This is a genomic window from Micromonospora sp. NPDC000663 (assembly GCF_042898105.1).
Taxonomy (GTDB): domain Bacteria; phylum Actinomycetota; class Actinomycetes; order Mycobacteriales; family Micromonosporaceae; genus Micromonospora.
Genome location: NZ_JBIAYR010000003.1, coordinates 640,953 through 662,920, shown reverse-complemented (window position 1 = coordinate 662,920; position 21,968 = coordinate 640,953). Strand labels below are relative to the sequence as shown.

23 protein-coding genes are annotated in these 21,968 nt (G+C 72.0%); 10 read left to right on the top strand and 13 right to left on the bottom strand.

Annotation, left to right across the window (positions count from 1 at the left end; genetic code table 11):
* Position 1 precedes the first annotated feature (1 nt).
* On the top strand, positions 2-895 hold the full coding sequence (locus ACFY1S_RS15375; protein WP_387117714.1) for a transketolase family protein: 894 nt from the start codon (positions 2-4) through the stop codon (positions 893-895).
* On the opposite strand, the gene ACFY1S_RS15370 is transcribed toward ACFY1S_RS15375, so the two are convergent.
* On the bottom strand, positions 881-1,588 hold the full coding sequence (locus tag ACFY1S_RS15370) for a glycosyltransferase family 2 protein (protein WP_139587811.1): 708 nt from the start codon (positions 1,586-1,588) through the stop codon (positions 881-883). The genes ACFY1S_RS15375 and ACFY1S_RS15370 overlap by 15 nt on opposite strands.
* 124 nt (positions 1,589-1,712) lie before the next feature.
* Between ACFY1S_RS15370 and ACFY1S_RS15365 the strand changes: the two genes are divergently transcribed.
* A complete protein-coding gene (locus tag ACFY1S_RS15365) occupies positions 1,713-3,866 on the top strand; it encodes a glycosyltransferase family 39 protein (RefSeq protein WP_387117522.1) in 2,154 nt (717 codons plus the stop codon).
* Positions 3,867-4,030: 164 nt separating this feature from the next.
* Positions 4,031-5,632, top strand: a complete 1,602-nt coding sequence (locus ACFY1S_RS15360) for a ricin-type beta-trefoil lectin domain protein (protein ID WP_387117519.1) — start codon at positions 4,031-4,033, stop codon at positions 5,630-5,632.
* Positions 5,633-5,674: 42 nt separating this feature from the next.
* Here ACFY1S_RS15360 and ACFY1S_RS15355 read toward each other — a convergent pair whose 3' ends face one another.
* From ACFY1S_RS15355 to ACFY1S_RS15330, 6 genes are all read right to left on the bottom strand, one after another.
* Positions 5,675-6,274 (bottom strand): hypothetical protein, encoded by a 600-nt coding sequence (locus tag ACFY1S_RS15355; RefSeq protein WP_354814787.1) that lies wholly within the window; start codon positions 6,272-6,274, stop codon positions 5,675-5,677.
* A gap of 56 nt (positions 6,275-6,330) precedes the next feature.
* Positions 6,331-7,749, bottom strand: coding sequence for a sensor histidine kinase (locus tag ACFY1S_RS15350; protein WP_387117516.1), 1,419 nt, complete (start codon positions 7,747-7,749; stop codon positions 6,331-6,333).
* Positions 7,750-7,873: 124 nt separating this feature from the next.
* Entirely contained in the window at positions 7,874-8,566 is a 693-nt protein-coding gene (locus ACFY1S_RS15345; RefSeq protein ID WP_364370479.1) for a response regulator transcription factor, read from the bottom strand.
* A 78-nt stretch (positions 8,567-8,644) separates the two neighbouring features.
* Positions 8,645-9,157, bottom strand: coding sequence for a hypothetical protein (locus ACFY1S_RS15340; RefSeq protein WP_387117513.1), 513 nt, complete (start codon positions 9,155-9,157; stop codon positions 8,645-8,647).
* A 111-nt stretch (positions 9,158-9,268) separates the two neighbouring features.
* A complete protein-coding gene (locus tag ACFY1S_RS15335) occupies positions 9,269-10,276 on the bottom strand; it encodes a phosphotransferase (protein WP_387117510.1) in 1,008 nt (335 codons plus the stop codon).
* A gap of 46 nt (positions 10,277-10,322) precedes the next feature.
* The gene (locus tag ACFY1S_RS15330; protein WP_387117507.1) at positions 10,323-11,495 is read right to left on the bottom strand and encodes a thiolase family protein; all 1,173 of its coding nucleotides are present in this window, start codon (positions 11,493-11,495) and stop codon (positions 10,323-10,325) included.
* A gap of 79 nt (positions 11,496-11,574) precedes the next feature.
* Between ACFY1S_RS15330 and ACFY1S_RS15325 the strand changes: the two genes are divergently transcribed.
* Complete coding sequence (locus tag ACFY1S_RS15325; protein WP_387117504.1) at positions 11,575-12,003, top strand: PH domain-containing protein; 429 nt, start codon at positions 11,575-11,577, stop codon at positions 12,001-12,003.
* Here the strand turns inward: ACFY1S_RS15325 and ACFY1S_RS15320 are convergent.
* Positions 11,996-12,913, bottom strand: coding sequence for a rhomboid family intramembrane serine protease (locus ACFY1S_RS15320; protein WP_387117501.1), 918 nt, complete (start codon positions 12,911-12,913; stop codon positions 11,996-11,998). The two genes, ACFY1S_RS15325 and ACFY1S_RS15320, sit on opposite strands and share 8 nt — an antisense overlap.
* Before the next feature lie 94 nt (positions 12,914-13,007).
* The gene (locus tag ACFY1S_RS15315; RefSeq protein WP_364370464.1) at positions 13,008-13,538 is read right to left on the bottom strand and encodes a peptidylprolyl isomerase; all 531 of its coding nucleotides are present in this window, start codon (positions 13,536-13,538) and stop codon (positions 13,008-13,010) included.
* A gap of 84 nt (positions 13,539-13,622) precedes the next feature.
* Between ACFY1S_RS15315 and ACFY1S_RS15310 the strand changes: the two genes are divergently transcribed.
* Entirely contained in the window at positions 13,623-14,390 is a 768-nt protein-coding gene (locus tag ACFY1S_RS15310; RefSeq protein WP_387117498.1) for a hypothetical protein, read from the top strand.
* A gap of 64 nt (positions 14,391-14,454) precedes the next feature.
* On the opposite strand, the gene corA is transcribed toward ACFY1S_RS15310, so the two are convergent.
* The 4 genes from corA to ACFY1S_RS15290 all read right to left on the bottom strand — a co-directional run bounded on the left by corA (position 14,455) and on the right by ACFY1S_RS15290 (position 18,046).
* A complete protein-coding gene (corA, locus tag ACFY1S_RS15305; RefSeq protein WP_364370458.1) occupies positions 14,455-15,603 on the bottom strand; it encodes a magnesium/cobalt transporter CorA in 1,149 nt (382 codons plus the stop codon).
* Positions 15,604-15,912: 309 nt separating this feature from the next.
* Complete coding sequence (locus tag ACFY1S_RS15300) at positions 15,913-17,007, bottom strand: PLP-dependent aminotransferase family protein (protein ID WP_387117494.1); 1,095 nt, start codon at positions 17,005-17,007, stop codon at positions 15,913-15,915.
* Positions 17,008-17,113: 106 nt separating this feature from the next.
* Complete coding sequence (locus ACFY1S_RS15295; RefSeq protein WP_387117491.1) at positions 17,114-17,572, bottom strand: ester cyclase; 459 nt, start codon at positions 17,570-17,572, stop codon at positions 17,114-17,116.
* A gap of 81 nt (positions 17,573-17,653) precedes the next feature.
* The gene (locus tag ACFY1S_RS15290) at positions 17,654-18,046 is read right to left on the bottom strand and encodes a CBS domain-containing protein (RefSeq protein WP_364370448.1); all 393 of its coding nucleotides are present in this window, start codon (positions 18,044-18,046) and stop codon (positions 17,654-17,656) included.
* A 115-nt stretch (positions 18,047-18,161) separates the two neighbouring features.
* On the opposite strand from ACFY1S_RS15290, the gene ACFY1S_RS15285 reads away from it, so the two are divergent.
* The 5 genes from ACFY1S_RS15285 to ACFY1S_RS15265 all read left to right on the top strand — a co-directional run bounded on the left by ACFY1S_RS15285 (position 18,162) and on the right by ACFY1S_RS15265 (position 21,937).
* The gene (locus ACFY1S_RS15285) at positions 18,162-18,611 is read left to right on the top strand and encodes an NUDIX domain-containing protein (protein ID WP_387117488.1); all 450 of its coding nucleotides are present in this window, start codon (positions 18,162-18,164) and stop codon (positions 18,609-18,611) included.
* Positions 18,608-19,375: a hypothetical protein gene (locus ACFY1S_RS15280; RefSeq protein WP_387117486.1), complete on the top strand. Its 768-nt coding sequence runs from the start codon at positions 18,608-18,610 to the stop codon at positions 19,373-19,375. The genes ACFY1S_RS15285 and ACFY1S_RS15280 overlap by 4 nt, the downstream gene beginning before the upstream one ends.
* A 78-nt stretch (positions 19,376-19,453) precedes the next feature.
* Positions 19,454-20,185 (top strand): sugar phosphate nucleotidyltransferase, encoded by a 732-nt coding sequence (locus ACFY1S_RS15275; RefSeq protein ID WP_387117711.1) that lies wholly within the window; start codon positions 19,454-19,456, stop codon positions 20,183-20,185.
* Positions 20,173-21,240, top strand: coding sequence for an iron-containing alcohol dehydrogenase family protein (locus tag ACFY1S_RS15270; RefSeq protein WP_387117483.1), 1,068 nt, complete (start codon positions 20,173-20,175; stop codon positions 21,238-21,240). Before ACFY1S_RS15275 ends, ACFY1S_RS15270 begins: the two co-directional genes overlap by 13 nt.
* Positions 21,215-21,937: a CDP-alcohol phosphatidyltransferase family protein gene (locus tag ACFY1S_RS15265; RefSeq protein ID WP_387117480.1), complete on the top strand. Its 723-nt coding sequence runs from the start codon at positions 21,215-21,217 to the stop codon at positions 21,935-21,937. The genes ACFY1S_RS15270 and ACFY1S_RS15265 overlap by 26 nt, the downstream gene beginning before the upstream one ends.
* Positions 21,938-21,968: the final 31 nt, after the last annotated feature.

Sequence of the window (21,968 nt, the reverse complement as noted above, 5' to 3'; positions counted from 1 at the left end):
CATGCGTGCCGCCTTCATCGACACCACCACAGCCCTGCTCGACGAGGACCCCCGTACCGCCCTCGTGCTGGCGGACATCTCGGCCACCCAGTTCGCGCCTGCCGGTGCCCGGCACCCGGACCGGGTCCTCAACGTCGGCATCCGGGAACAACTCATGATCGGCGTGGCCGGCGGGCTCGCCCTGACCGGGCTGCGCCCGATCGCGCACTCGTACGCGACGTTCCTGGTCGACAGGGCGTACGAGCAGATCAAGCTGGACCTGGACCACCAGGGCGTCGGCGCGGTGCTGGTCAGCATCGGCGGGTCGTACGACGGGTCGCGGGAGGGCCGGACCCACCAGTCGCCCGGGGACGTGGCGCTCTTCGACTCCCTCGGCGGCGCGTGGACGGTACGCGTGCCCGGTCACCCGGACGAGGTGGCGCCGCTGCTCCGGGCCGCCACGGCCACCGACGACCCGGTCTACCTACGGCTCGGCGAGCAGCGCAACGCCCGGGCGTACCCGGACGCCGACCGACTGCGGGTGCTGCGGCGGGGCGGGGTGGACGCTCCGCTCGTGGTGGCCGTCGGGCCGATGCTCGATCCCACGCTGGCGGCGACCGAGGGGCTCGACGTGACAGTGGCGTACACCCACACACCCCGCCCGTTCGACGTGGCCGGGCTGCGCGCGCTCGCCGGGACTGAGGTGGTGCTCGTCGAGCCGTACCTCGCGGGGACGTCGAGCGCTGTCGTCGGCCGGGCGCTCGCGGACGTGCCGCACCGGCTGCTCACCCTCGGGGTCGGCCGGACCGACCTGCGACGGTACGGCGATCCCGCGGACCACGCCCGGTGGCACGGCCTGGACGCCGAAGGGCTGCGGCGGTCGCTCGACGCGTTCCTGGGATCAGTTCGACGATGAGACGGCGGGACGGCGGCGGGCGCGTTCGCGACCGAGGATCCAGATCGCCTCGACGCCGTCCTTCCAGGTGATCTTCTTGCCCTCTTCGCGGCCACGGGCCCGGTAGCTGATCGGCACCTCGTACGGGCGGATGCGGCGGCGCAGCAGCTTGCCTGTCACCTCGGCCTCCATGCCGAAGCCGCGCGAGCGCACCCCCAGCGACCGGTAGAGCGCCACAGGCATCAGCTTGAAGCAGGTCTCCAGATCACCGATGTACGAGTTGAACAGCACATTGGCCGCCATCGTGACGCCCTTGTTGCCCATCACGTACCAGAAGCTGTAGGCACTGTGGCTGCCGAAGGTGCGATTTCCGTAGACCACTGTCGCGCGCCCGTCGAGCACCGGGTCGAGCAGTTTGGGGATGTCCTGCGGGTCGTACTCCAGGTCGGCGTCGAGGATGACCATGTAGTCGCCCTCGGCGCTGTCCACCGCGGTCTTGATGGCCGCGCCCTTGCCGGCGTTGCGCTGGTGGGTGATGACGCGCAGGCGAGCGTCGTCGGCGCGACCGAGGATCTCACCGGTGCCGTCCCGGCTGCCGTCGTCGACAACGACCAGCTCGATCTCGCAGGGATAGTCCACCGCCAATGCCTGCTTGAGGGCATCCGCGATGCGTTCTTCCTCGTTGTAGACCGGCATGAGGATCGAGAGCTTCACGGGAATCTCCACGGTGGCGACAACACGTCGGGCATAGCCTAGCCTGGCTGGTCAGCTCGACGCTGGCCGCCATCGTCGGGCGGTCGGCGTGGCGGACTCAGGCGGATGGTGTTTACTTCCGGCCATGTCGGCTGCCGGCTCCCTGCTCGCGGCGGTTCCCGCCGCCTCGGTGCTCCTGCTCACCGTCGCGACGAGGCCGCGCGGGGTCGGTGCGGTGGCCCCACTGCGGCTGGCAGTGGTACGCGCCGCCCTGCTCACCGGAGCGTACGCGGTGCTCGTCGTCGAGGTGCTCGGCGCACTGCACGCGTTGAACAGGGCGGCGTTCACCATCGCCTGGCTGCTCTTCCTGGCGGTCGCCGCGACCGCCACCGGATTGCGGTGGCGCCGGGCTGACGAATCCGCGTCGCCACCCGCCGCCGCACCCCGGCCGGTGCCGGTCGGCGCCGTGGCGTCCGGCGGTGGACCCGGGGCACCCGCCCCGGTCGTCGCCGACGGCGCTCCCGCGCCGACCCGGACCGACAGGTCACCCGCCGGGCTGCTCGCCGTGGCGGTCGACACCTGGCGTACGGCCGGCCGGGGCGAACGGCTGCTCGCTGGCGCGGTCGCCGGGCTGGTCCTGGTGGAGCTGCTTATCGCGCTGCTTGCCGAGCCGAACAACTTCGACTCGCAGACGTACCACCTGCCGAAGGTGGAGCACTGGGTCGCCCAGGGTGACCTGGACTTCTGGCCCACCGCCATCCACCGGCAGGTGACCATCCCGCCGGGCGCCGAATACCTGCTGCTGCACCTGCGCCTGCTCACCGGTGGGGACGCGCTGCACAACCTGGTGCAGTGGGCCGCCGGGGTGCTCTGCCTGCTGGTGGTCGCGCGGATCACCGCGCAGCTCGGCGGTGGCCGGCGGGCCCAGCTGCTCACCGCGTTCGTACTGGCGAGCACGCCGATGGTGGCCCTCCAGGCGACAAGTACGCAGACCGACCTGGTCTGCGCGGCGTGGGTGGCCTGCGCGGCGACCCTCGTGCTTGACGGCCTGCGTCGACGGACCGGCTGGGGCACGCTGCTCGCGCTCGGGGCCGCCACCGGTCTGACAGCTGTGACGAAGACAAGCGGCCTGATCGCGGTGGGCCCGCTGCTGGTCCTCTGGGGGCTGGCCCAGCTCCGCCTGGTCCTGGCCGACCGAGCACCGGCGCGGGCCGGCGGTGTGGCCCGTACGGTAGGCGGTTCGGTACTGATCCTGCTTGTCGCCGCGGTGGTCGTCGGCCCGTTCCTGGCCCGGGTGACCGCCGAGTTCGGGCACCCGCTGGGGCCGCCCCGGTTGCGCGAGTCCATCCCGATGGAACGGCACGATCCGGCGTCGGTGCTTGTCAACGCGCTGCGGATCGGGCACACGGCGTTCGACACACCGTTGGCGCCGCTGCGCCGCGCCGCCGCGGAGGCGATCATCGGCGGCGCGGACGCCATAGGCGTCGACCCGCAGGACCGGGCGATCACCTTCGGTCGGGAGATCTTCCCCGAGCCCGCCTGGTATCCGGACGAGGACCGGGTGGCGTTCCCGATCGCCGGGGCGCTGGCGTTGATCGGCGTGGCCGTCGCGCTGGCCCGGCCCCGCCGGATCGACTCCGGGCAGGTCGGGCCGCTGCGCGCGTACGCGGTGGTGGCGCTTACCACGGTCCTGCTGCACACCGCGATGATCAAGTGGCAGCCGTGGGGCAACCGGCTGATCCTCTACGCCCTCGTGCTCGCCCTGCCGCTGGCCGGGCTCTGGCTGGACGCGCTGCTTCGCCGGCACGCCCCAGCGACGGCCGGGGTGGCGGCGCGACGCTCGATCGCCACGCTCGCGGCGGTCACCGTGCTGGCCACCTCGGCGCTGGCCGGGGTGCTCGCCCTGTCGTACGGCTTCCCGCGTCGGCTCGTGGGCGCCGGCTCGGTCTTCACCACGTCGGACTGGGACACCCGGTTCCTGCGCCGGCCACAGTGGGCCGACGAGTTCCGGTGGGCCGCGGCGTCGGTACGCGACAGCGGCGCCCGCCGGATCGGGCTGGTGCAGCAGAACGACAACTGGGAGTACCCGTGGTGGCTGCTACTGCGGCAGCCCGACGGAGGCTCACCGGAGCTGGTGGCGTTGCAGTCGGTGCTGCCGGAACGACCTCCGGCCGACCCGGCCTCGGTGGACGCCATCGTCTGCACCGGCAGCAGGCCGGCCTGCGTCAAGCTCGTTCCGGCCGGCTGGCGGCTGGAGTTCCGCGACTACGTCGGCTATGCGCTGCCGCCCGGCCGCTGACCGCACCTGACAGGAAGACACCGCCGCGCCGCCCGGATCGTCTGATCCGGGCGGTTCCGCATCCCGCGCGCAAGGATCCGAAGCGCATTCACATCCGTTGATTGGCACGTTACCGTCTGGTAACTCAATCGATGCCCCACGATTGAGCCGAAAGGAGTGCGTCGATGCCTGTTACCCCCGCCAGGCCCGAACGCGCGACCAGACGACGGGCCATCACCGTCGCCGTCGCCGTCGCCGCTCTCGTCCTGCCGATGCTCGCCGGACCGGCAGCCCCCGCTGCCGCCGCCGACCGACCAGCCGTCCAACCACTCCCCGCCAACCTCGAAGCCATCCGGGCCGCCGAGGCCACCGCCCTCTACGGCAGCCCGGCGATCCGCCCGATCGAGCAACGGCGTACCTCTCTGATCACCATGGGCGACAGCCAGATCTCCGGGGAGGGGGTCGGCAACTACGTGCCCGGCACCCACCAGGACGGCAACTGGTGCGACCGTTCGTACGACCAGGCGGTGTTCCGCACCGGCATCCCGTCGGACGCGCGCTACAACATCGCATGCTCCGGCGCGACACCGTGGAACCTGATCGCCGGCGGCCCCACCCAGCACAACGAACTCAACCAGGGCGACTATCTGGGGATCAAGGCCCGCAACACGCACGTGAAGCTGATCTGGGTCGTCGTCGGCGCGAACGGCGACGGCACCATCCAGTTCGGCCCGGTCGCCACCGACTGCGCGATCAGCCGGGTCTTCCTCCAGGGCAACTGCTACCCCGACTACACCGACCAGTGGACGATCCGCACCGACGGCAGTCGCCGGGCGGTTGCCGACGCCCTCACCGACATCCGGCAGACCATGACCAGGGCCGGCTACCTGCGTACCGACTACGAGCTGGTGCTCATGTCGTACCCGAGCCCGGCAAGCCCGGACGTGGAGGACAACCCGAACTTCCCGGGCTGGTACTCGGGCGGCTGCCTGCTCTACCTCGCCGACGCCGCGTTCGCCAGGAACAAGGCGGTGCCCCTGTTCGAGTCGGCGCTGCGCGCTGCGGCCGCCCAGACCGGCACCCGCTACCTGGACGCCAGCCGGCTCTTCCACGGCCACGAGGTGTGCACCGACAACACCTCGGTCCGCGGCCTCTTCATCGAGATCGGGATCTGGAACGAGAACGCCGCACGGCAGTCGTTCCACCCCAACGCCCGGGGCCACGGCATGTTCGCCCAGTGCATCACCCAGTTCTGGAACTCGGGACAGCAGCAGGCCACCTGCGTCGACCCGGCCAGCACCGGCGCCGGCGTGCTCTACTCCGGTCTGATGCAGTTCAAGCAGGTGCGCAACCTGGCCACCAACACCTGCGTCGACGGTAATGGCTACGACTCACGCAACGGCACCGCCCAACAGTCGTACGGCTGCCACGGCGGACGCAACCAGGGCTTCTGGTACGACTCGACCAGGCGCTCACTGCACTCGGAACTGTCCCACGACCGCTGCCTCGACGTCGCCGGCGGATCGATGACGGCAGGCACGGCTGTCAACATCTACGACTGCAACGGCACCCCCGCCCAGCAGTTCGCCTTCGCCGGCAACCAGCTCAGGCCGGTGAGCGCCAGCACCCTCTGCGTGGCGTTCGACAACCCGTCGTCGGGCAGTCCCCGGCTGCGGTTGGCCGCATGCTCCAGCAGCACCAGGCAGCAGTGGTCGTTCGAGGCCCGTACCGCCGCCAACCCGGTCGGCTACGGTCACGACGACTTCATCGGCTCGCGCGTCTACTGACGCCAAAAGGGGGGCCCTGGCGTCGGCCAGTGCCCCCCTTTCTCACTTGGCGCGGGGGATGAGGATGAGCCGGGCCGCGCCCTTGTCGCCGTCCTTCGCCCCGGCGACGCCGAGCGTCGTACCGACCTTGACGTCGCTGGCCCGCACGGTGGCCCGATGCTCGACGACCCGCAGGTCGTCGCCGAAGGTCCAGGTCATGGTGAAGCCGTCGGTGGACTTGACAGTCATCGAGTCGCCGTCGATCGCGGTCACCTCACCACGCTGCACGGCGACGGTCTGCGTACCGCCGTCCTTCGTCTTCACCACTGCCTCACCGTGCAGGGTGTTCCTGCGCAGCAGCACGCGGGCCTGGCGGCGCTTGCGCCACTCCTCGCCCCGCTTCTGCTTGGCCTTGTCCTGCGCGGTGGGGGAGGCGCCGGGCGTCGGGGTGGCCGGCGCGGCGACGGTCCGCACGTCAAGCTCGTCGGCGTCGAAACCCATCGCGGCCAACGCCTGACCCTCCACCCCCATCGCCGCGGCGACGTCGACGGCGGCGTCCCGGGCGGGCTGGCTGGCCACCTCGGCCGCACCGCAGCCGCTGACGCCGAGCGCGACCGCCGCGAGCAGGGCCGTGGTGCCGGTGGCGAAACCCCAACGTGGCATGACTGTTCCTCTCGTCCGTGGAGTCCTCAGCCTTCCCTCGGTCCACGAGCGGAGCGTCAGGCCGATGTTCGGGCCAGGTAAGGACCACCGGGCAGCCGGACCGTGAAGGCCGCGCCGCCCTCCGGGGCGTGGCCGGCGACGATCTCCCCGCCGAGTCGACGCACCAACCCGGCGGCCAGCGCCAACCCGAGCCCGCTGCCCACCTTGCGCACCCCCCGGTACCGCTCGTGCAGCGCGCCCCGCTCGAACGCCACCGCCAGGTCGTCGTCGGTGAAGCCGGGTCCGCCGTCGCGGACCTCCACCACACCGCCGGCGGCCGGGCCCGCACCGGCCGGCCGGACCGCGAGCACCACAGGCGCACCAGGGGGTACGACCCGCAGCGCGTTCTCCAGCAGCCCGTCCACCACCTGCCGGATCCGACCCGGATCGGTGTACGCGGGCACCGGCTGACCCGGCGTCTCCACCCGGAACGCCACGCCCACCGCCGCGCACCGACCGGCCCAGGTCGGCTCGGCGTCCACGGCCAGCCGGGTCAGGTCCACCGACACCGGTTCGAGGGGGAAGTCGGCGGCCTCCAGCCGGGCCAGCGCCAGCAGGTCACCGATCAGCCGGTCCAGGTGTTGCGCCTCGGCAAGCATCGTCCGGCCGGTGTCGACCGTGTCGTCCGCGCCGAGCACCCCGTCGGAGAGCGCCTCCGCGTACCCCCGGATCGCGGTCAGCGGGGTCCGCAGCTCGTGCGAGACGGAGAGCAGGAACTCCCGCTGCCGGCCCTCGCTGGTGGCCAGGGCTGCGGCCAGGCCGTTCAACGCCTCGGCCAGGTCGGCGACCTCGTCCGGCGGCTCGACAGGCACTCGCACCGCGCGGTCACCGGCGCGCAGCCGGGCGGCGGCGGTCGCCGCGACGCGGATCGGCCGGGCCAGGCGGCGGGCCAGCAGCAGACCGGCCACCACACCGGCGGCCAGTCCCGCCAGCAGCGGCAGCCAGAGGCTGCGCAGCACCTGTGCCCACAGCCCGTTCGCCGACGAGCGGGAGAGCACCACTCCGTTGCCGCCCGGCAGCGCCCGACCCTCGACCAGGGCACGCCGGCCGTTGACCGCGCGGCGGGCCGACACGTTGCGTCCCTGCTCGATCCGCTGCACCAGCCGGGGCGGCAGACCCGGCCGGTCGACCGCCCCACGCCGGATCAGGTACGCGTCGATGCCCTGGTTGCGGAGTTGCTGGATGAGCCGCTCCTCGTCGACCGTACGACCACGGTCGAGCCGGGTCCGCAGCACCTCGGCGGCGAGCCGGGCCTGCGCGGCGAGCGCCTCCTGGTCGCGGCGCTCGGCGCCACGGATCGCCAATGGCACCGCCACGGTCGCGGTGACCAGCACCGACACCAGCGCCACAGCGCATGTGACAAGTACAGCGCGAGCGGTAAGTGTCCGGCCAAACCGGCAACGGCGGCCAGCCGGGGCCGGCCCACCGAGCGGCACGGCCCCGGCAGACCTCGCCGATCTTGCACTTCCTGCCCGTGCAAAAGGGATGAACCTCGCGAGAGGGCGACAGAAAGCGCAAGATCGGCGCAGAGGGGCCGGCGAGGCGACGCGTACCTGGTGGTTAGGCATCGACGGCGTACCCCACGCCGCGATGGGTCCGGATGACACTCGCCGGGCCGAGCTTCGCGCGTACCTGGGCGACGTGCACGTCGACGGTGCGGGTGCCGGCGTGCGCCGCGTAACCCCACACCCCGGCCAGCAGTTCCTCACGGGTGAAGACCCGCCCGGGCCGGGCCATCAGATGCGCCAGCAGGTCGAACTCGGTGGAGGTGAGCTGCACCGGCGCGCCGTCGGCGGTGACCGTCCGGCGGGCCGGGTCGAGGGTCACCGGGCCGACGACGCGCTGCCGGTCCGCGCCCTCCGGGCCGCCGGCCGAGCGGCGCAGCACCGCACGCACCCGGGCGACCAGCTCACGGGGGCTGAACGGCTTGGTCACGTAGTCGTCGGCGCCCAACTCCAGGCCGACGATCCGGTCGACCTCGTCGTCGCGGGCGGTGAGGAAGATGACAGGCGTCCAGTCGCCGGCCTCCCGCAGCCGCCGGCAGATCTCCGTGCCGGGCAGGCCGGGCAGGGCGATGTCCAGGACGCAGGCCACCGGGCGCAGCCGGCGGGCGGCGGACAGGCCGGCAGCGCCGTCACGCTCCAGGTGTACGCCGAACCCGTCCCTGGTGAGGTACAGCCGGACCAGGTCGGCGATGGCCGGCTCGTCCTCGACCACGAGGACGAGCCCGCGGTGCGGCGGGTCGACTGTCACCGGCCCATGATTGCCGACCCGTCGCGTCGACGCGATCGGTACGTGTTCGAGTTTGGTAAAGGCCCGCGCGGTGTGGCGTCAGCGCGCCACGGCGGGACGGAACACGCCCGCTCGGGCGGTCGCCGGTGTGTCGCCGATCGTCGCGACGACCCGCTCGCGGGGTGTCCGCAGGCGGGTCCGGAACGCGTGGTTCAGCAGCGCGTCGAGCTGCCACACCCGCTTCGGGTGGGCCGTACGGATCAGGAACCGTTCCCGGATCCCGTCGATCGCGGTGGCGGCCAGCTCGACCGAGTGCAGCCGCGGGTCGGGGCTCCAGGTGACGTTGCTCAGCTCGCGCAGCTCGGTGTTGAGGTGCAGGCGCAGCCGGTGCAGCAGGCGGGTCTGCTGGGTCACCACCAGCCGACGGTGGGTGAGCAGCAGAAGATAGTCGCCGGTGACCGGGCGGTCGGGGCGGCTGCACCTGGTGACCAGGATGGTGGCGTCACCGGAGCCGACGCAGCGGCGGAAGACAGGCATGTGCCGGCTGAGGGTCTGCACTGCCAGGCCGGCCTCGGCGGCGGCCGGGAGGAACGTTCGGGAGAAGACGTCCATGACCTGCCCAACGACGCCCCCGGCGGGGTGACGTGGGTCACGCCTACTTTTTGGAAGTTCCACGCGGCCTGTCGCACTGGCTGTCCGACTTCCGACCGGGACAGATCATGGTCAGGCGTCGGACCGGAGCGGATCGTCCGCGAACAACTCCTCGAGCCATCCCGGCACGGCGTCGGCGTAGTCGGTGCGGGACTCGTCCACGGTGGCCAATGCCCGCCGCCAGGAGAGCGACCGGCTGACCGGGGCCAGGCCGATCGCGAGGTCTGCGGCCTCGACCAGGGTACGGCGGTCGTACCTGTCGGTCCACGCCTCCAGGTACGCGTCGCGCAGCCGCGTCAACTGGGCGCCGTCGGCCGACAGGCTGCTGGCGTACCGGATGGAACGCAGGGTCACCAGCAGCGTGCCGAACGGGTGCGCCACCGAGGCGTCACCCCAGTCGAAGAAGCGGTAGCCGGCGTCGCCGGCGAAGACGTTCCCGTCGTGCAGGTCGTCGTGCTGCACGGTCGCCGGAATGCCGATGTCGGCGAGCCGCCGGCACCGCTCGGCGTACGACGGCACCTCCGCGCGCAGCCGCTCGTGCTGGTCGGGGGTGAGCCCGCCCTCGGCTCCGATCAGCAGCGACCCGTGGTCGTCGAGCAGTTCGGCGAACAGCCCGGCCAACACCTCGGGTCGGTGGTCCGGCACGCCGCCGGCGACCAGTCCGTCGGCGCGCGACGCGCTGGCCAGTTGCAGTGCCGCGTACCCGGGCAGCACCCGCTCCCAGTGCGCCGGGTCGGGGTCGCGCGCCAGCACGTCACGCAACGACTCCCCGCCGTGGGGCAGCAGTGACCAGCCCTGCTCCGGGTCCACCGCGATCGGGGTCAGCACCCGGTCGGGCGTCAGCTCGGCGAGCGCCGAGATCAGGAACGCCTCGTGCACCGTCCCCGGATTGTTCGCCTTGAACCAGACCGGGCCGTCGTCGGTGGGCACCCGCCACACCAGCGACCAGGGGCGTACCCGGGGTTCGACAGGCCCGGTCACCCGCCGGCCGACCCGGGTCAGCTGCTCGTCGACCCAGAGCCGGGCCCGCGTCCGCCACTCCTCGCAGGAACTCTCGGGGGCGCGATCGATCGTCGTCACGCAGGGGACCCTAGGCGGCCCGGCCGGGTCCGGCGAGACGTTTTCCTCAGACCAGCTCGACGATCGTGGCGTTGGCCATGCCGCCGCCCTCGCACATGGTCTGGAGCCCGTAGCGGATCTCGTTGTCGCGCATGTGCTGGAGCATCGTCGTCATGATCCGGGCGCCGGAGCCGCCGAGCGGGTGCCCGAGGGCGATGGCGCCGCCGCGCGGGTTCAGCCGCTCCGGGTCCGCCTCGGTCTCCGCCAACCAGGCCAGCGGCACCGGGGCGAACGCCTCGTTCACCTCGTACACCCCGATCTCCTCGATGCCCAGCCCCGCGCGGCGCAGCGCCTTCGCGGTGGCCGGGATGGGCGCGGTGAGCATGGTGACCGGGTCGTCGGCGGCGACCACGGCGGTGTGGATGCGGGCCAGCGGGCGCAGGCCGTGGCGGCTGGCCCACTCGGAGGTGGTCACCGCGAGGGCGGCGGCGCCGTCGGAGATCTGGGACGCCGAACCGGCCGTCACCACGCCGTCGGCGCGGAACGGGGTGGCCAGCCCGCCGAGCTTCTCCAGCGAGGTGTCGCGACGGATGCCCTCGTCGGCGGCGAACTTGCCGCCGTCGCCGAGCGGTACCGGTGCCAGCTCCGGGTCGAACGCGCCGGCGTCCTGCGCGGCGGCGGCCTTCTCGTGGCTGGCAAGCGCGTACTCGTCCAGCTGGGTACGCGAGAAGCGCCAACGGCGGGCGATCAGCTCGGCGCCGACACCCTGGTTGAACGGCAGCGGCGCGTCGTCGGCGAAGCCCTCCACACCCCGGTAGCGGTCGCGGATCTGGTCGCTGAACGGCATCCCGCCGGCCACGCTGGAACCCATCGGCACCCGGGTCATCGACTCCACGCCGCCGGCGACCACGAGGTCGGCCTGGCCGGAGAGGACTGTGGCGGCGGCGAAGTGCAGCGCCTGCTGGCTGGAGCCGCACTGCCGGTCCAGGGTGGTGCCGGGCACGGTCTCCGGCCAGCCGGCCGCGAGCACCGCGTTGCGGGCGATGTTCCAGGACTGCTCGCCCACCTGGGACACACAGCCCCAGAAGACGTCGTCGACCTGCGCCGGGTCGAGCCCGGTGCGTTCGGCGAGGGCGCGCAGCACGTGCGCCGAGAGGTCGACCGGGTGGACGCCTGCGAGACTGCCCTTGCGCCGCCCAATCGGGGTGCGTACCGCGCCGACGATTACCGCGTCACTCATGTTTACCCCTCGGTAACTTGGGTGCCCCGATCCTACGTCGTCGGTGGACCGGTCGTCCGCACCCGGGCATGCTTGGCGCATGGAGGAGATGTCCACGGTCCGTCAGTGGCGGGTGCCGGCAGGCCTGCCGGCGGCGAAGCTGGCCGGCGCGGTCCTGCTCGTCGCGCTCGGTCTGCTCTTCGCCGACGGCGACCCGGTGCGGGTGGCGGTGGCCGCCCTGGCCGCCGCCGCGGTGGCCGGCTGGGCGGTACGCGACCTGGTCGCGCCGGTCCGGTTGGCCGTGGGCCCCGACGGCCTCACGGTCGTCCGGGGCTTCGCCGGCCGGCGGCTGCTGCCCTGGTCGGCGGTCGAGGCGATCACCGTGGACCGCCGACCCCGGTTCGGCCTCACCAGCGAGACCCTGGAGATCGACGCCGGCGACTCGCTGCACCTGTTCGGCAGGTACGACCTGGGTGCCAACCCGGAAGAGGTCGCCGCCGAGCTGCGCGCCGCCCGCCCGGTCAGTTGAGCAGTTGCACGGTTCGGAAGATCACCAGGGCGAGCAGGATCAGCAGGATGATCGCGCCGCCGACGACCTGCACCAGCGTGCGCCGCTCCCGTGGCGCGTACGCGAGCACCGCCGCCATCGCCCCGCCGACCGCCAGGCCACCGAGGTGCCCGGGGATCGAGATGCCCGGCACCGCGAAGGTGAAGACGAGGTTGATGACGAGAATCGGCACGATCGCCGAGGTGTTCTGGCCAAGACGGCGCATGATCACGAAGATCGCGGCGAAGAGCCCGAAGGTGGCCGTCGACGCGCCGACAGTCGGAGATTGGTAGGGAGCACTGACCAGGAAGACGGCGACATTGCCCCCGATCCCCGCGATCAGGTAGAGGGCGAGGAACCGCACCCGCCCGAGTGCGCCCTCCAACTCCCGGCCGAGCACCCACAGCGCCCACATGTTCAGCAGTAGGTGGATCACGCCGTAGTGCAGGAACATGGCAGTGACCAGGCGGTACCACTCGCCGGCCGCGACACCGTGCACCGGACCGAAGGCAACGTACGAGGCGTAGCCGAGCACGCCACCCCAACGGGTCAGCGGCGTCTCGTCGCCGGCCAGCCCGCCGAAGCCGGACCCGCCCACCACCGCGCTCCCGCTTCTGGCGGAGGCGATGGAGATCAGGAAGAACAACACGTTCAGAGCGATGAGCGTCTTGGTGACGTAGCCGTGCCGGCCGGCGGTACCGCCACCGAAGGCGGTACGCGCCGGCCGCACACTGCGACGTCCCTCGTTGACGCACTCCGGGCACTGGTGCCCGACGGACGCGTCCCGCATGCAGTCCGGACAGATCGGCCGGTCACAGCGGGTGCACCTGACGTAGGTCTCCCGACCGGGGTGCCGGTAGCAGACCGGGGTGGTCGGCGGGGACTCACTCACCGGGCCGACCCTCCGCCCGCCACCGCGCGGTCCACCGGCACCGGCCGTGCTCCGGAGCGCTCAATCATGCGAGCAAAGGTACCTCGCCTGTCGGTCAGGAGGCAGATCGCTCGATCTCGACCCGCTCGATGACGACGTCCTGCAACGGACGGTCGCTCGGGCCGGTCGGGGTGCTCGCGATCGAGTCGACGACCTTCACCGACTGCTCGTCGGCGACCTGCCCGAAGATCGTGTGCCTGTTGTTCAGGTGTGGCGTCGGCGACACGGTGATGAAGAACTGCGAACCGTTGGTGCCCGGTCCGGCGTTCGCCATGGCCAGCAGGTACGGCCGGTCGAAGCGCAGCTCCGGGTGGAACTCGTCGGCGAACTTGTAGCCCGGCCCGCCCCGGCCGGTGCCGGTCGGGTCGCCCATCTGAATCATGAAGCCGCTGATCACGCGGTGCGAGATGGTGCCGTCGTAGTACGGCCCACTGCCCGGCTGACCGGTGCGCGGGTCGGTGTACTCCCGGTTGCCCTCGGCCAGGTCGATGAAGTTGCGGACCGTCTTCGGAGCGTGGTTCGGGAAGAGCTCCAGCCGGATCGGGCCAGCGTTGGTGTGCAGGGTGGCGTAGACAGCCTCGGCCACGGGTACTCCTCACTCGTTGGTCAGTTCCATGCGGATCCTCCCATGTGCCCGATCTGGCATCGCGGAGGCATCCGAAGGTGGAGGATGACGAAGGAACAACTCCCAGGAGGTAGGACCGTGTTTGGATTCGGGCGGCGTAAGTCCCAGGGGCAGCTGGCCAAGGCCGAGCTGAACCAGAGCATCAGCCACCTGATGCAGGCAGCCAACCACGCCGCGAAGGGCGCCGGCGCGACCGTCAGCCCGCGGGTCCAGGTGGCCCGGGGCTACGTCGGACCGGCCGCGATGAAGGTGCGTGACCGCGCGTCGACCGGCTGGGGGACGACACTCACCACGTTGGCACCGCTGGCCGCGGCGGCCCGTGACGGCGCCGCGCAGGCAGGGCCGCTGACCAGGAAGGCCAAGTCGAAGACCATGCGCATCACTGGTAAGAAGAAGCAGCCGCGCCGTCGCGGCTCGATGATGACGGGCCTGCTGGCCGCCGGTGCCATCGCCGGCCTGGCCGGAGCGGTCGCCCTGCGTCGCCGCCGGGAGCAGCAGGAGTGGGCCGAGTACGACCCGACCCGCACCCTGGAGCCGATGCGCGACGAGGTGGACTCCATCGAGGTCCGCACCCCGTCCACCGCCAAGGGCAGCGACGGTTCCGCCATCTCCGGGATGACCGGTGCCGGCAGCTCGGCGGTCGCCGGCGGCGACAGCGCCAGCACCACCGGCACGGCCAAGCCGACGGGTGTCCGTCCCACCGACAAGGTCCCGGCCGTCGCCGAGGGCGCCACGGACGTCTCCGGCCGTCCGGCCGACGACCTCACCAAGGCGCTGGGCAAGGACACGGCCCGCACCAACGGTCGCGGCTGACCTCAGCGGCAGCGCATCGAGCGCCGGCGACGCGGGATTCCCGCCTCGCCGGCGCCTTCGCGTGTCAGAGCCAGCCGTTGCGCCGGAACCAGCGGTACAACGCCAGCGAGACGCCGAGCATCAGGGCCAGCACCACCGGATAGCCGTACGTCATCTTCAGCTCGGGCATGTTCTCGAAGTTCATGCCGTAGATGCCGGCGACACCCGTCCAGAACGCGGCGATGGCCGCCCACGCGGCGATCTTGCGCATGTCGTTGTTCTGGTCGACGGTGACCTGGGCCAGCCGCGCCTGGAGGATCGAGTTCAGCAGATCGTCGTACGAGTTGACCTGCTCGACCGTGCGGCTCAGGTGGTCCTGCACGTCCCGGAAGTACTTGCGGATCTCCTTCGGCACGTCCCGGTTGACCTGCGAGGTCACGTTCATCAACGGCCGCTGCAACGGGACCACCGCCCGCTTGAACTCCACAAGCTCCCGCTTCATCTGGTAGATCCGCTGGATGCGCCCGTGGCTGTTGCGGTCGAAGACCTCGGCCTCCAGCTGGTCCAGGTCGTCCTCAAGCTGCTCGGCCACCTCGAGGTAGAGGTCGACCACCCGGTCGGTCACCCCGTACGCCACCGCCCACGGGCCCTGGAGCAGCAACTCCTGCTTGGTCTCCAGGTCGGCGCGCACGGGCGAGAGCCGGCAGGCGTCCCCGTGCCGGACGCTGATCAGGAAGTTCGGGCCGATGAAGAGCATCACCTGGCCGGTCTCCACGACCTCGGAGGTCTCGGTCAGCTCCGTGTGCTCGCAGTACCGGGCGGTACGCAGCACCAGGAAGCTCACCTCGCCGAAGCGCTCCAGCTTGGGCCGCTGCTCGGCCTTCACCGCGTCCTCGACGGCCAGCTCGTGCAGGCCGTACGTCTCCGCGATGGCTGTCATCTCGGCCAGCTCCGGCTGGTGCAGGCCGATCCAGACGAAGCCGTGCTCCTCCCGGCGGGCCGCCTCCAGCGCGTCCGCGTACCCCCAGTCGCCGGGCTGCCGCTTGCCGTCGATGTAGAGCGCGCAGTCGACCACGCCACTGCGCCCGCTGCCGGCGGGGGTGGGCACGGGTGGCGAACCGTCGGCGTTGAGGATGCGGGTCATCGCGCGTACCGGCGACGGCCACGCCCTGGGTCGGAGGACCCGACCGGTGTGCGACGGTGTGGTCCGGCCCTGCCCGGTCCGATCTGTCATCGTGTCACCTCCCCGCGCTCGACTGCGGCTTGCAGGCTACGCCGCTCGCGGCCGAAGGCCCGTGTGACGGGCGTCGCTCGGGGCGGCGCCGGGCGGGCCGGGCCGCATCGGGGGGTGCGGGGACGACACGGCCCACCCGGCGCCCGTGGGGGCGGGGGTTGTGCTGCACGCGTCACCCTGGCGCGGAATGGTCGGACGGACCTCCGCTGCGCCGGACGGTGACGCTCGCAGCATTGTGAGCCGCCGGCCGCCCGGGCGGGAGTCCCGGGACGGCCGGCATCGTCGTTCTGTCGGGAACCCGACAGAAGTTCAGCTACGGACCGCCTCGACGGCTTCCGCGAGGCGACGGACACCCTCGTCGATCCGGTCGGCGGTCACCGCCGAGAACGCCAGCCGCAGCGCGTGCCGCCCACCGTCCAGGACGAAGTCGCTGCCCTTCACCACCGCGACGCCACGCTCCGCCGCCGCCGGGGCGAGCCGGTCGACCAGGACGTCCTCCGGGAACTCCACCCAGAGGAAGTAGCCACCGTCGGGCTCCACGAACCGGGCCTGCGGCAGGTGCCGGCGCAGCGACTCGGCGAGCACCCGGGCACGCTCGCCCAGCGCCGCCCGGACGGTCTCGATCGACCTGTCGATGTCGCCCGAGACACAGAACTGGTGCACGATCGCCTGGGACACCATGCCCGGCGAGATGTAGAGGCTCGTGGCGTTCTTCGCGATGTCGGCGATCAGATCGGCCGGGCCGACCAGGTAACCGACCCGCACACCCGGGCAGACCGTCTTGGTGAAGCTCGACGCGTGCACCACCACGTTGCGGGTGTCCAGCGAGAGCATCGACGGCAGCGCCTCGCCACGGAAACGGATGTCCGCGTACGGGTCGTCCTCGAAGATCGTGAACTCGTACTCGGCGGCCAGGTCGAGCAGCTCCCGCCGCTTCTCCAACGACAGCGTCATGCCGGCCGGGTTCTGGTAGTTCGGGATGACGTGCGCGAGCCGGGGACGGACCCCGGACTCCAGCAACTTGCGCAGCTCGGCCGTGTCCAGACCGTCGGGCTGGACCGAGATGCCGTGCAGCTCGCTGCCCATCCGCTGGAGGTTGAGCAGCGTCCGGTCGTACGTCGGGCGTTCCACCACCACCGCGTCACCCGGCCGGACCAGGTGGTCGAAGAGGAACGCGTCGGCCTGGAGTGACCCGTTTGTCACCAGCACCTGGTCGACGTCGACGCCGTGCTTCTCGGCGATCCACCTGCGCAGCGGAACGTAGCCGACGGAGGTGCCGTACGCCGTGACGCCGGCGGGGTCGGCGTCGAAGGCGCGGACGGCGGCGGCCTTGAGCCCCTCGACATCGACGATGTCCAGCGAGGGAGCCCCACGGGCGAAGGAGATCAGCTGCTCGGCGGTCATGGATGTTGAGCGTACGGGCGGCGGCGGGGGGCGCGCGGACGGCACGGCGATGTCCGCATCCTGAGCCACCGGGTCGGGTGACCCGCCTTGGCCGGACGGCGACAGATCAGACCGGAAGGGCGAGCGAGTCGTGCTGCGAAGCCCGGGAAAGCCCGTCCAACCGCACGCCGAGCGCGTCCAGGAGCTGGCTCCAGTCGAAGTAGGACCGCCAGGAGACGATCCGCCCCCGGCGGGCCCGCACCACCTCGGCCACCTCCCAGCTCACCTGAAGGCCGGTGGGCGCGACGGTGCCGAACGGCGAGTGCAGCGTGCCGGTGTGGGTGCCGCTCCACCGCACCTCCACAGCCGCGCCGCCACCCGTACGCACCGCACCCAGCGGATCGACCCGCAGGTCCGCGAAGGCGCCGGTCCAGGTACGCAGGAGCGCGGGCAGCTCGATCGGCCGCACCGTCACGCCCGGCATCGAGTAGAACGCCTCCGGGGCGTAGAGATCCGGCAGTCGGGCCACGTCCCGGTGCAGGAGCATGGCGTACTGCTGTTCGACCAGGCGCTCCGCGTCACGCATCGGACCCTCCCCCACGGGCCACGGCATCTCCATGCCCGTGAGGGATACCTACCCGTCGATCCGCCCCGGCACACCACCCGGTCAGCCGGTGGCGACCGCCTGGTCCTCCGCCCACACCCGCATGATGTCCCGCACCGAGATCACCCCGGCGACCTCACGGCCGTCCAGGACCACCAGGTGCCGGAAGCCGCCCCGGGCCATCGCGGCGGCCGCCTCGGCCACCGTCCAGTCCGGCCCGGCGTAGACCACATCCCAGGTCAGGTGGGCGCCTGTGCGTTCCACGTCGCAGTCCAGGCCGGCGCCGATGGCCTTCAACACGTCGCGTTCGGTCATGATCCCGACTCCCTCGGAATCCGGGTCGATCACGACCGCCGACCCGACACCGCGGGCCGACATCATCCGGGCCGCCTGGCGGAGCGTGTGCTCCGGACCGACGACGAGGACCTGGCTGGACATGGCTTCCCGTACCTGCATCACACATCACCCCTTTGGGACGGTGGGCATTCGGTACCGACATCGTGGTCTGTGGATGTTTCCGGGACAAGACCGGGCATCGTCGCGACGCCGTACCGCTCGCTACTGTCAAACGGTGTCCACCGAGCCCCTGCGCTGTGCCGGCGCGCTGATCGTCGACCACGACGGCCGCATCTTCTTCCAGCGCCGCTCACCACACCGGCGCCTCTTTCCCAACTGCTGGGACATCGTCGGCGGGCACCTGGAGCCGGGCGAGGAGATCGACGACGCGCTGGCCCGGGAGATCACCGAGGAGACCGGCTGGGTCCTCTCCCACGTCCTCGGGCAGGTGGGCGAGTACCACTACGTCGGCGACGACGGGCTGGCCCGGACCGAACACGACTTCCTCGTACGCGTCGACGGCGACCTCGGCCTCCCGAGGCTGGAGGCGGGCAAGCACACCGAGTACCGCTGGCTCGCCGAGCACGAGGTGACAATGCTCGACGAGAACCGCGACGTGAACGACGGCCTGATCCGGCGGATCGCGGAGGAGGGCTTCGCCGTCCTGCGGTCGATCGGTCTGTGAACACCGTCGAGCTGACGCCGCACCGGTTCGCCGGCCTGCTCACGCCGGCCGTGGACCGGACGTTCCGCGCCGGCATGCTTGCCGGCCGCGACGGCGGCGGCGCCGAACTGAGCCAGCGGTACGGCGGGCCCACCGCGACCGGCTTCCTGGTGGACCTGCGCACCCGGCTCGCCGCATCCGGCGGCACGGTCGACGGGCCGGGTTTCGCGGCGATCACCAGGTACGGCGACCCGGTCGGCGCCCGACGCGCGATGGACAAACATGTGGCGCACGGCATGATCCACCGCCGGCCGGACGGCGCGCTCTCCGCCACCGAACGGGGTGCCGCCTTCCTCGCCGAGCTGTACCAGGTGCACGCCGAGGTCACCGAGGAACTGTGGGCGGGCCACGACGAGCGGGTGGCGCGGTTGGTGGCGTCACTCGGCCGGGTGCTGGCGTACGCCCTGGTGCTTGCCGACGAGTCGGGCACCCCGGACGGCTCGGCCTTCACCGCGCTGGCACCCCCGTACGAGCCGGACGGCACCGGGCCGGGCGTGCTGCTGCTCAACCGCCTGGGCGCGCTGCGCCACTACCGGGCCGACGCGCACGCCGCCGCCTGGACCGCCGCCGGGCACACCGCGTCGACCGTCGCCGCGCTGCCGGTCGGCCCCGAACGGCTCGCCATCGAGCTCGAGACCGACCGCCGGGCCGCCGGGCCGTACACCGTGCTCAGCGCCGACGAGCGGCTGACGATGCTCGCCGACCTGGCCGCGCTGCCCGGCTGACCGGTTGGCCAGAGCCGCCCGGGCACCCGGGGCTATCCTCCAGCGGTGACGGGGAGTCGGATCAAGGAGGATGTCGCGATGATCGGAATGGTCCTTGCGGCCGGGGCGGGGCGCCGGCTGCGCCCGTACACCGACACCCTGCCCAAGGCGCTGGTGCCTGTCGACGGGGACACCACGATCCTGGACATCGCGCTTGGCAACCTCGCCGAGGTCGGGCTCACCGACATCGTGATCGTCGTCGGCTACGCGGCGGACGCCGTCCGCGAGCGGCAGGCCGACCTGGAGAAGAAGTACGGGGTCACGCTCACCCTGGTGCACAACGACAAGGCCGAGGAGTGGAACAACGCCTACTCCCTCTGGCTGGCCCGCGAGTACTTCGCCCGCGGGGTGCTCCTGGTCAACGGGGACACCGTGCACCCGGTGAGTGTCGAGAAGACCCTGCTCGCCGAACGCGGCCCGGGCATCCTGCTCGCGGTGGACACCCTCAAGCCGCTCGCCGAGGAGGAGATGAAGACCACCTTCGACGCCGCCGGCCAGCTCACCCGCATCACCAAGATCATGGATCCGGGCGAGGCGTACGGGGAGTACATCGGCGCCACGCTGATCGAGCCGCAGGTCGCCGACGCGCTCGCCGACGCCCTGGAGGCGACCTGGCGGCGGGACCCCAACCTCTACTACGAGGACGGCTACCAGGAGTTCGCCGACCGGGGTGGCGAGGTGCGGGCAGCTCCGATCGGCGACGTCCCCTGGGTGGAGGTCGACAACCACGCCGACCTGGCCCGCGCCCGGGAGATCGCGTGCCGCTACTAGCGCGGAGCATCCTCACCCCGCTGCACATCGACGTACGGCGGGGGGCGGTCGCCGACCTGGCCGCGATCCTGGCCGACGGGCGGATCTCCGCCGGCGGTGACGTCGCGGTGGTTGTCGGCCCCGGTCAGGGCGCCCAGATCGCCGAGCTGATCCGACCGTCCCTGCGCTCGGCCGACGTCTTCACAGTCGCCGGGGCGACCCTGGACGCCGCCGACGACCTGGGCGGCAAACTCCGCGCCCGCTCGTACGACGCGGTGGTCGGAATCGGCGGCGGCAAGACCATCGACGTGGCCAAGTACGCGGCGACCCGCCGAGGGCTCCCCATGGTGTCGGTGGCCACCAGCCTCGCCAACGACGGGATCGGCTCACCGGTGGCCAGCCTCATCACCGACGGGATCAAGGGCTCCTACGGGGTGCACATCCCCATCGCGGTGATCGTCGACCTGGACTTCGTGGAGAGCGGCCCGGACCGGCACAACCGGGCCGGCATCGGCGACGTGATCAGCAACATCAGCGCGCTCGCCGACTGGGAACTGTCCCGGCAGGTACGCGGCGAGCCGATCGACGGGCTGGCCGCGTCGCTGGCCCGGGCCGGCGCCGAAGCGGTGCTCAACCACCCCGGCGACATGACGGACGACGCGTTCGTCACGGTGCTCGCCGAGGCGCTGATCTCCAGCGGCCTGGCCATGGCGGTCTGCGGCACCAGCCGACCGTCCAGCGGCGGCTGCCACGAGATCATGCACGCCGTCGACTCGCTCTTCCCCGGCACCGCCTCACACGGCGAGTTGGCCGGACTGGGCGCGCTGTTCTGCACCTGGCTGCGCGGAGACCCGCGCCGCTTCGGGGAGATGTCGGCCTGCCTCGCCCGACACGGACTGCCCCGGCTCCCCGCCGAGGTGGGGCTCACCGACGACCAGTTCGTGGAGGCTGTGCAGTTCGCGCCGCGTACCCGACCGGACCGGTACACCATCCTCGAACACCTCGACCTGTCGCCTACCGAGACGCGGGGGCGGCTGGCAGACTACGCCGGTGCAATCCGCGACCAGCTTGGCTGACCCCCGTCCCACCGTCGCCGACTTCCACCGGGTGAACCGGGGCGGAGGCCTGTTCAGCGAGTCCATCAGCCAGTGGCTCGGCGCGGTCTTCGCGCTGGTCGCGCAACGCCTCGGGCTGCGCCCGACCGCGCTGACCCTCACCAACCTGGTGCTCGGCCTGGCCACCTCGGTCAGCGTCGTGGCGCTCGCCGGGCCCGTCGCCGCCGGCGACGTACCGGCCTGGGTGGTCGGTCTGCTCGCCCTGCTCGGCTGGCAGGTGGCGTACTCCCTGGACTGCGCCGACGGGCAGCTCGCCCGGGTGACCGGCCAGGGCAGCCCGGCGGGCGCGCGGATCGACATCCTCTGCGACGTGGCCGCGCAGATCGCCCTGGTGGCGGCGCTGGCCGCCACCGCCGTGGCGCAGGAGCCGTCCACCCCGACCTGGCTGGTGGCGACCTTCGCCGGCACCTGGATGGTCAACCTGGTCACCTCCGTGATGCAGTCCGGCCCCAACGCCGCCAGCATGGTCACCTCGACGTCGCTGCCGGTACGCCTCGTGAAGCTGGTCCGCGACTACGGCGCCGTGATCTTCGTTGCCGCGGTGGTGCTCGCGGTGGCCCCCGCGCTGGTCCTCTGGGTGCTTGTCGCGTTCACGATCGTCAACGGCGGCTTCCTGCTCGCGAGCATCGCCTTCTCCGCCCGCGCCTCCCTGCGCTGACCTCCCCCACCGCGCGCCGCCCCACCGCGCG

Coding starts and splice junctions, on each gene's coding strand:
- ACFY1S_RS15375 (WP_387117714.1), top strand. CDS start 2: ATGCGTGCCGCCTTCATCGACACCACCACAGCCCTGCTCGACGAGGAC.
- ACFY1S_RS15365 (WP_387117522.1), top strand. CDS start 1,713: ATGTCGGCTGCCGGCTCCCTGCTCGCGGCGGTTCCCGCCGCCTCGGTG.
- ACFY1S_RS15360 (WP_387117519.1), top strand. CDS start 4,031: ATGCCTGTTACCCCCGCCAGGCCCGAACGCGCGACCAGACGACGGGCC.
- ACFY1S_RS15355 (WP_354814787.1), bottom strand. CDS start 6,274: ATGCCACGTTGGGGTTTCGCCACCGGCACCACGGCCCTGCTCGCGGCG.
- ACFY1S_RS15340 (WP_387117513.1), bottom strand. CDS start 9,157: ATGGACGTCTTCTCCCGAACGTTCCTCCCGGCCGCCGCCGAGGCCGGC.
- ACFY1S_RS15330 (WP_387117507.1), bottom strand. CDS start 11,495: ATGAGTGACGCGGTAATCGTCGGCGCGGTACGCACCCCGATTGGGCGG.
- ACFY1S_RS15325 (WP_387117504.1), top strand. CDS start 11,575: ATGGAGGAGATGTCCACGGTCCGTCAGTGGCGGGTGCCGGCAGGCCTG.
- ACFY1S_RS15310 (WP_387117498.1), top strand. CDS start 13,623: ATGACGAAGGAACAACTCCCAGGAGGTAGGACCGTGTTTGGATTCGGG.
- corA (WP_364370458.1), bottom strand. CDS start 15,603: ATGACAGATCGGACCGGGCAGGGCCGGACCACACCGTCGCACACCGGT.
- ACFY1S_RS15300 (WP_387117494.1), bottom strand. CDS start 17,007: ATGACCGCCGAGCAGCTGATCTCCTTCGCCCGTGGGGCTCCCTCGCTG.
- ACFY1S_RS15295 (WP_387117491.1), bottom strand. CDS start 17,572: ATGCGTGACGCGGAGCGCCTGGTCGAACAGCAGTACGCCATGCTCCTG.
- ACFY1S_RS15290 (WP_364370448.1), bottom strand. CDS start 18,046: ATGCAGGTACGGGAAGCCATGTCCAGCCAGGTCCTCGTCGTCGGTCCG.
- ACFY1S_RS15275 (WP_387117711.1), top strand. CDS start 19,454: ATGATCGGAATGGTCCTTGCGGCCGGGGCGGGGCGCCGGCTGCGCCCG.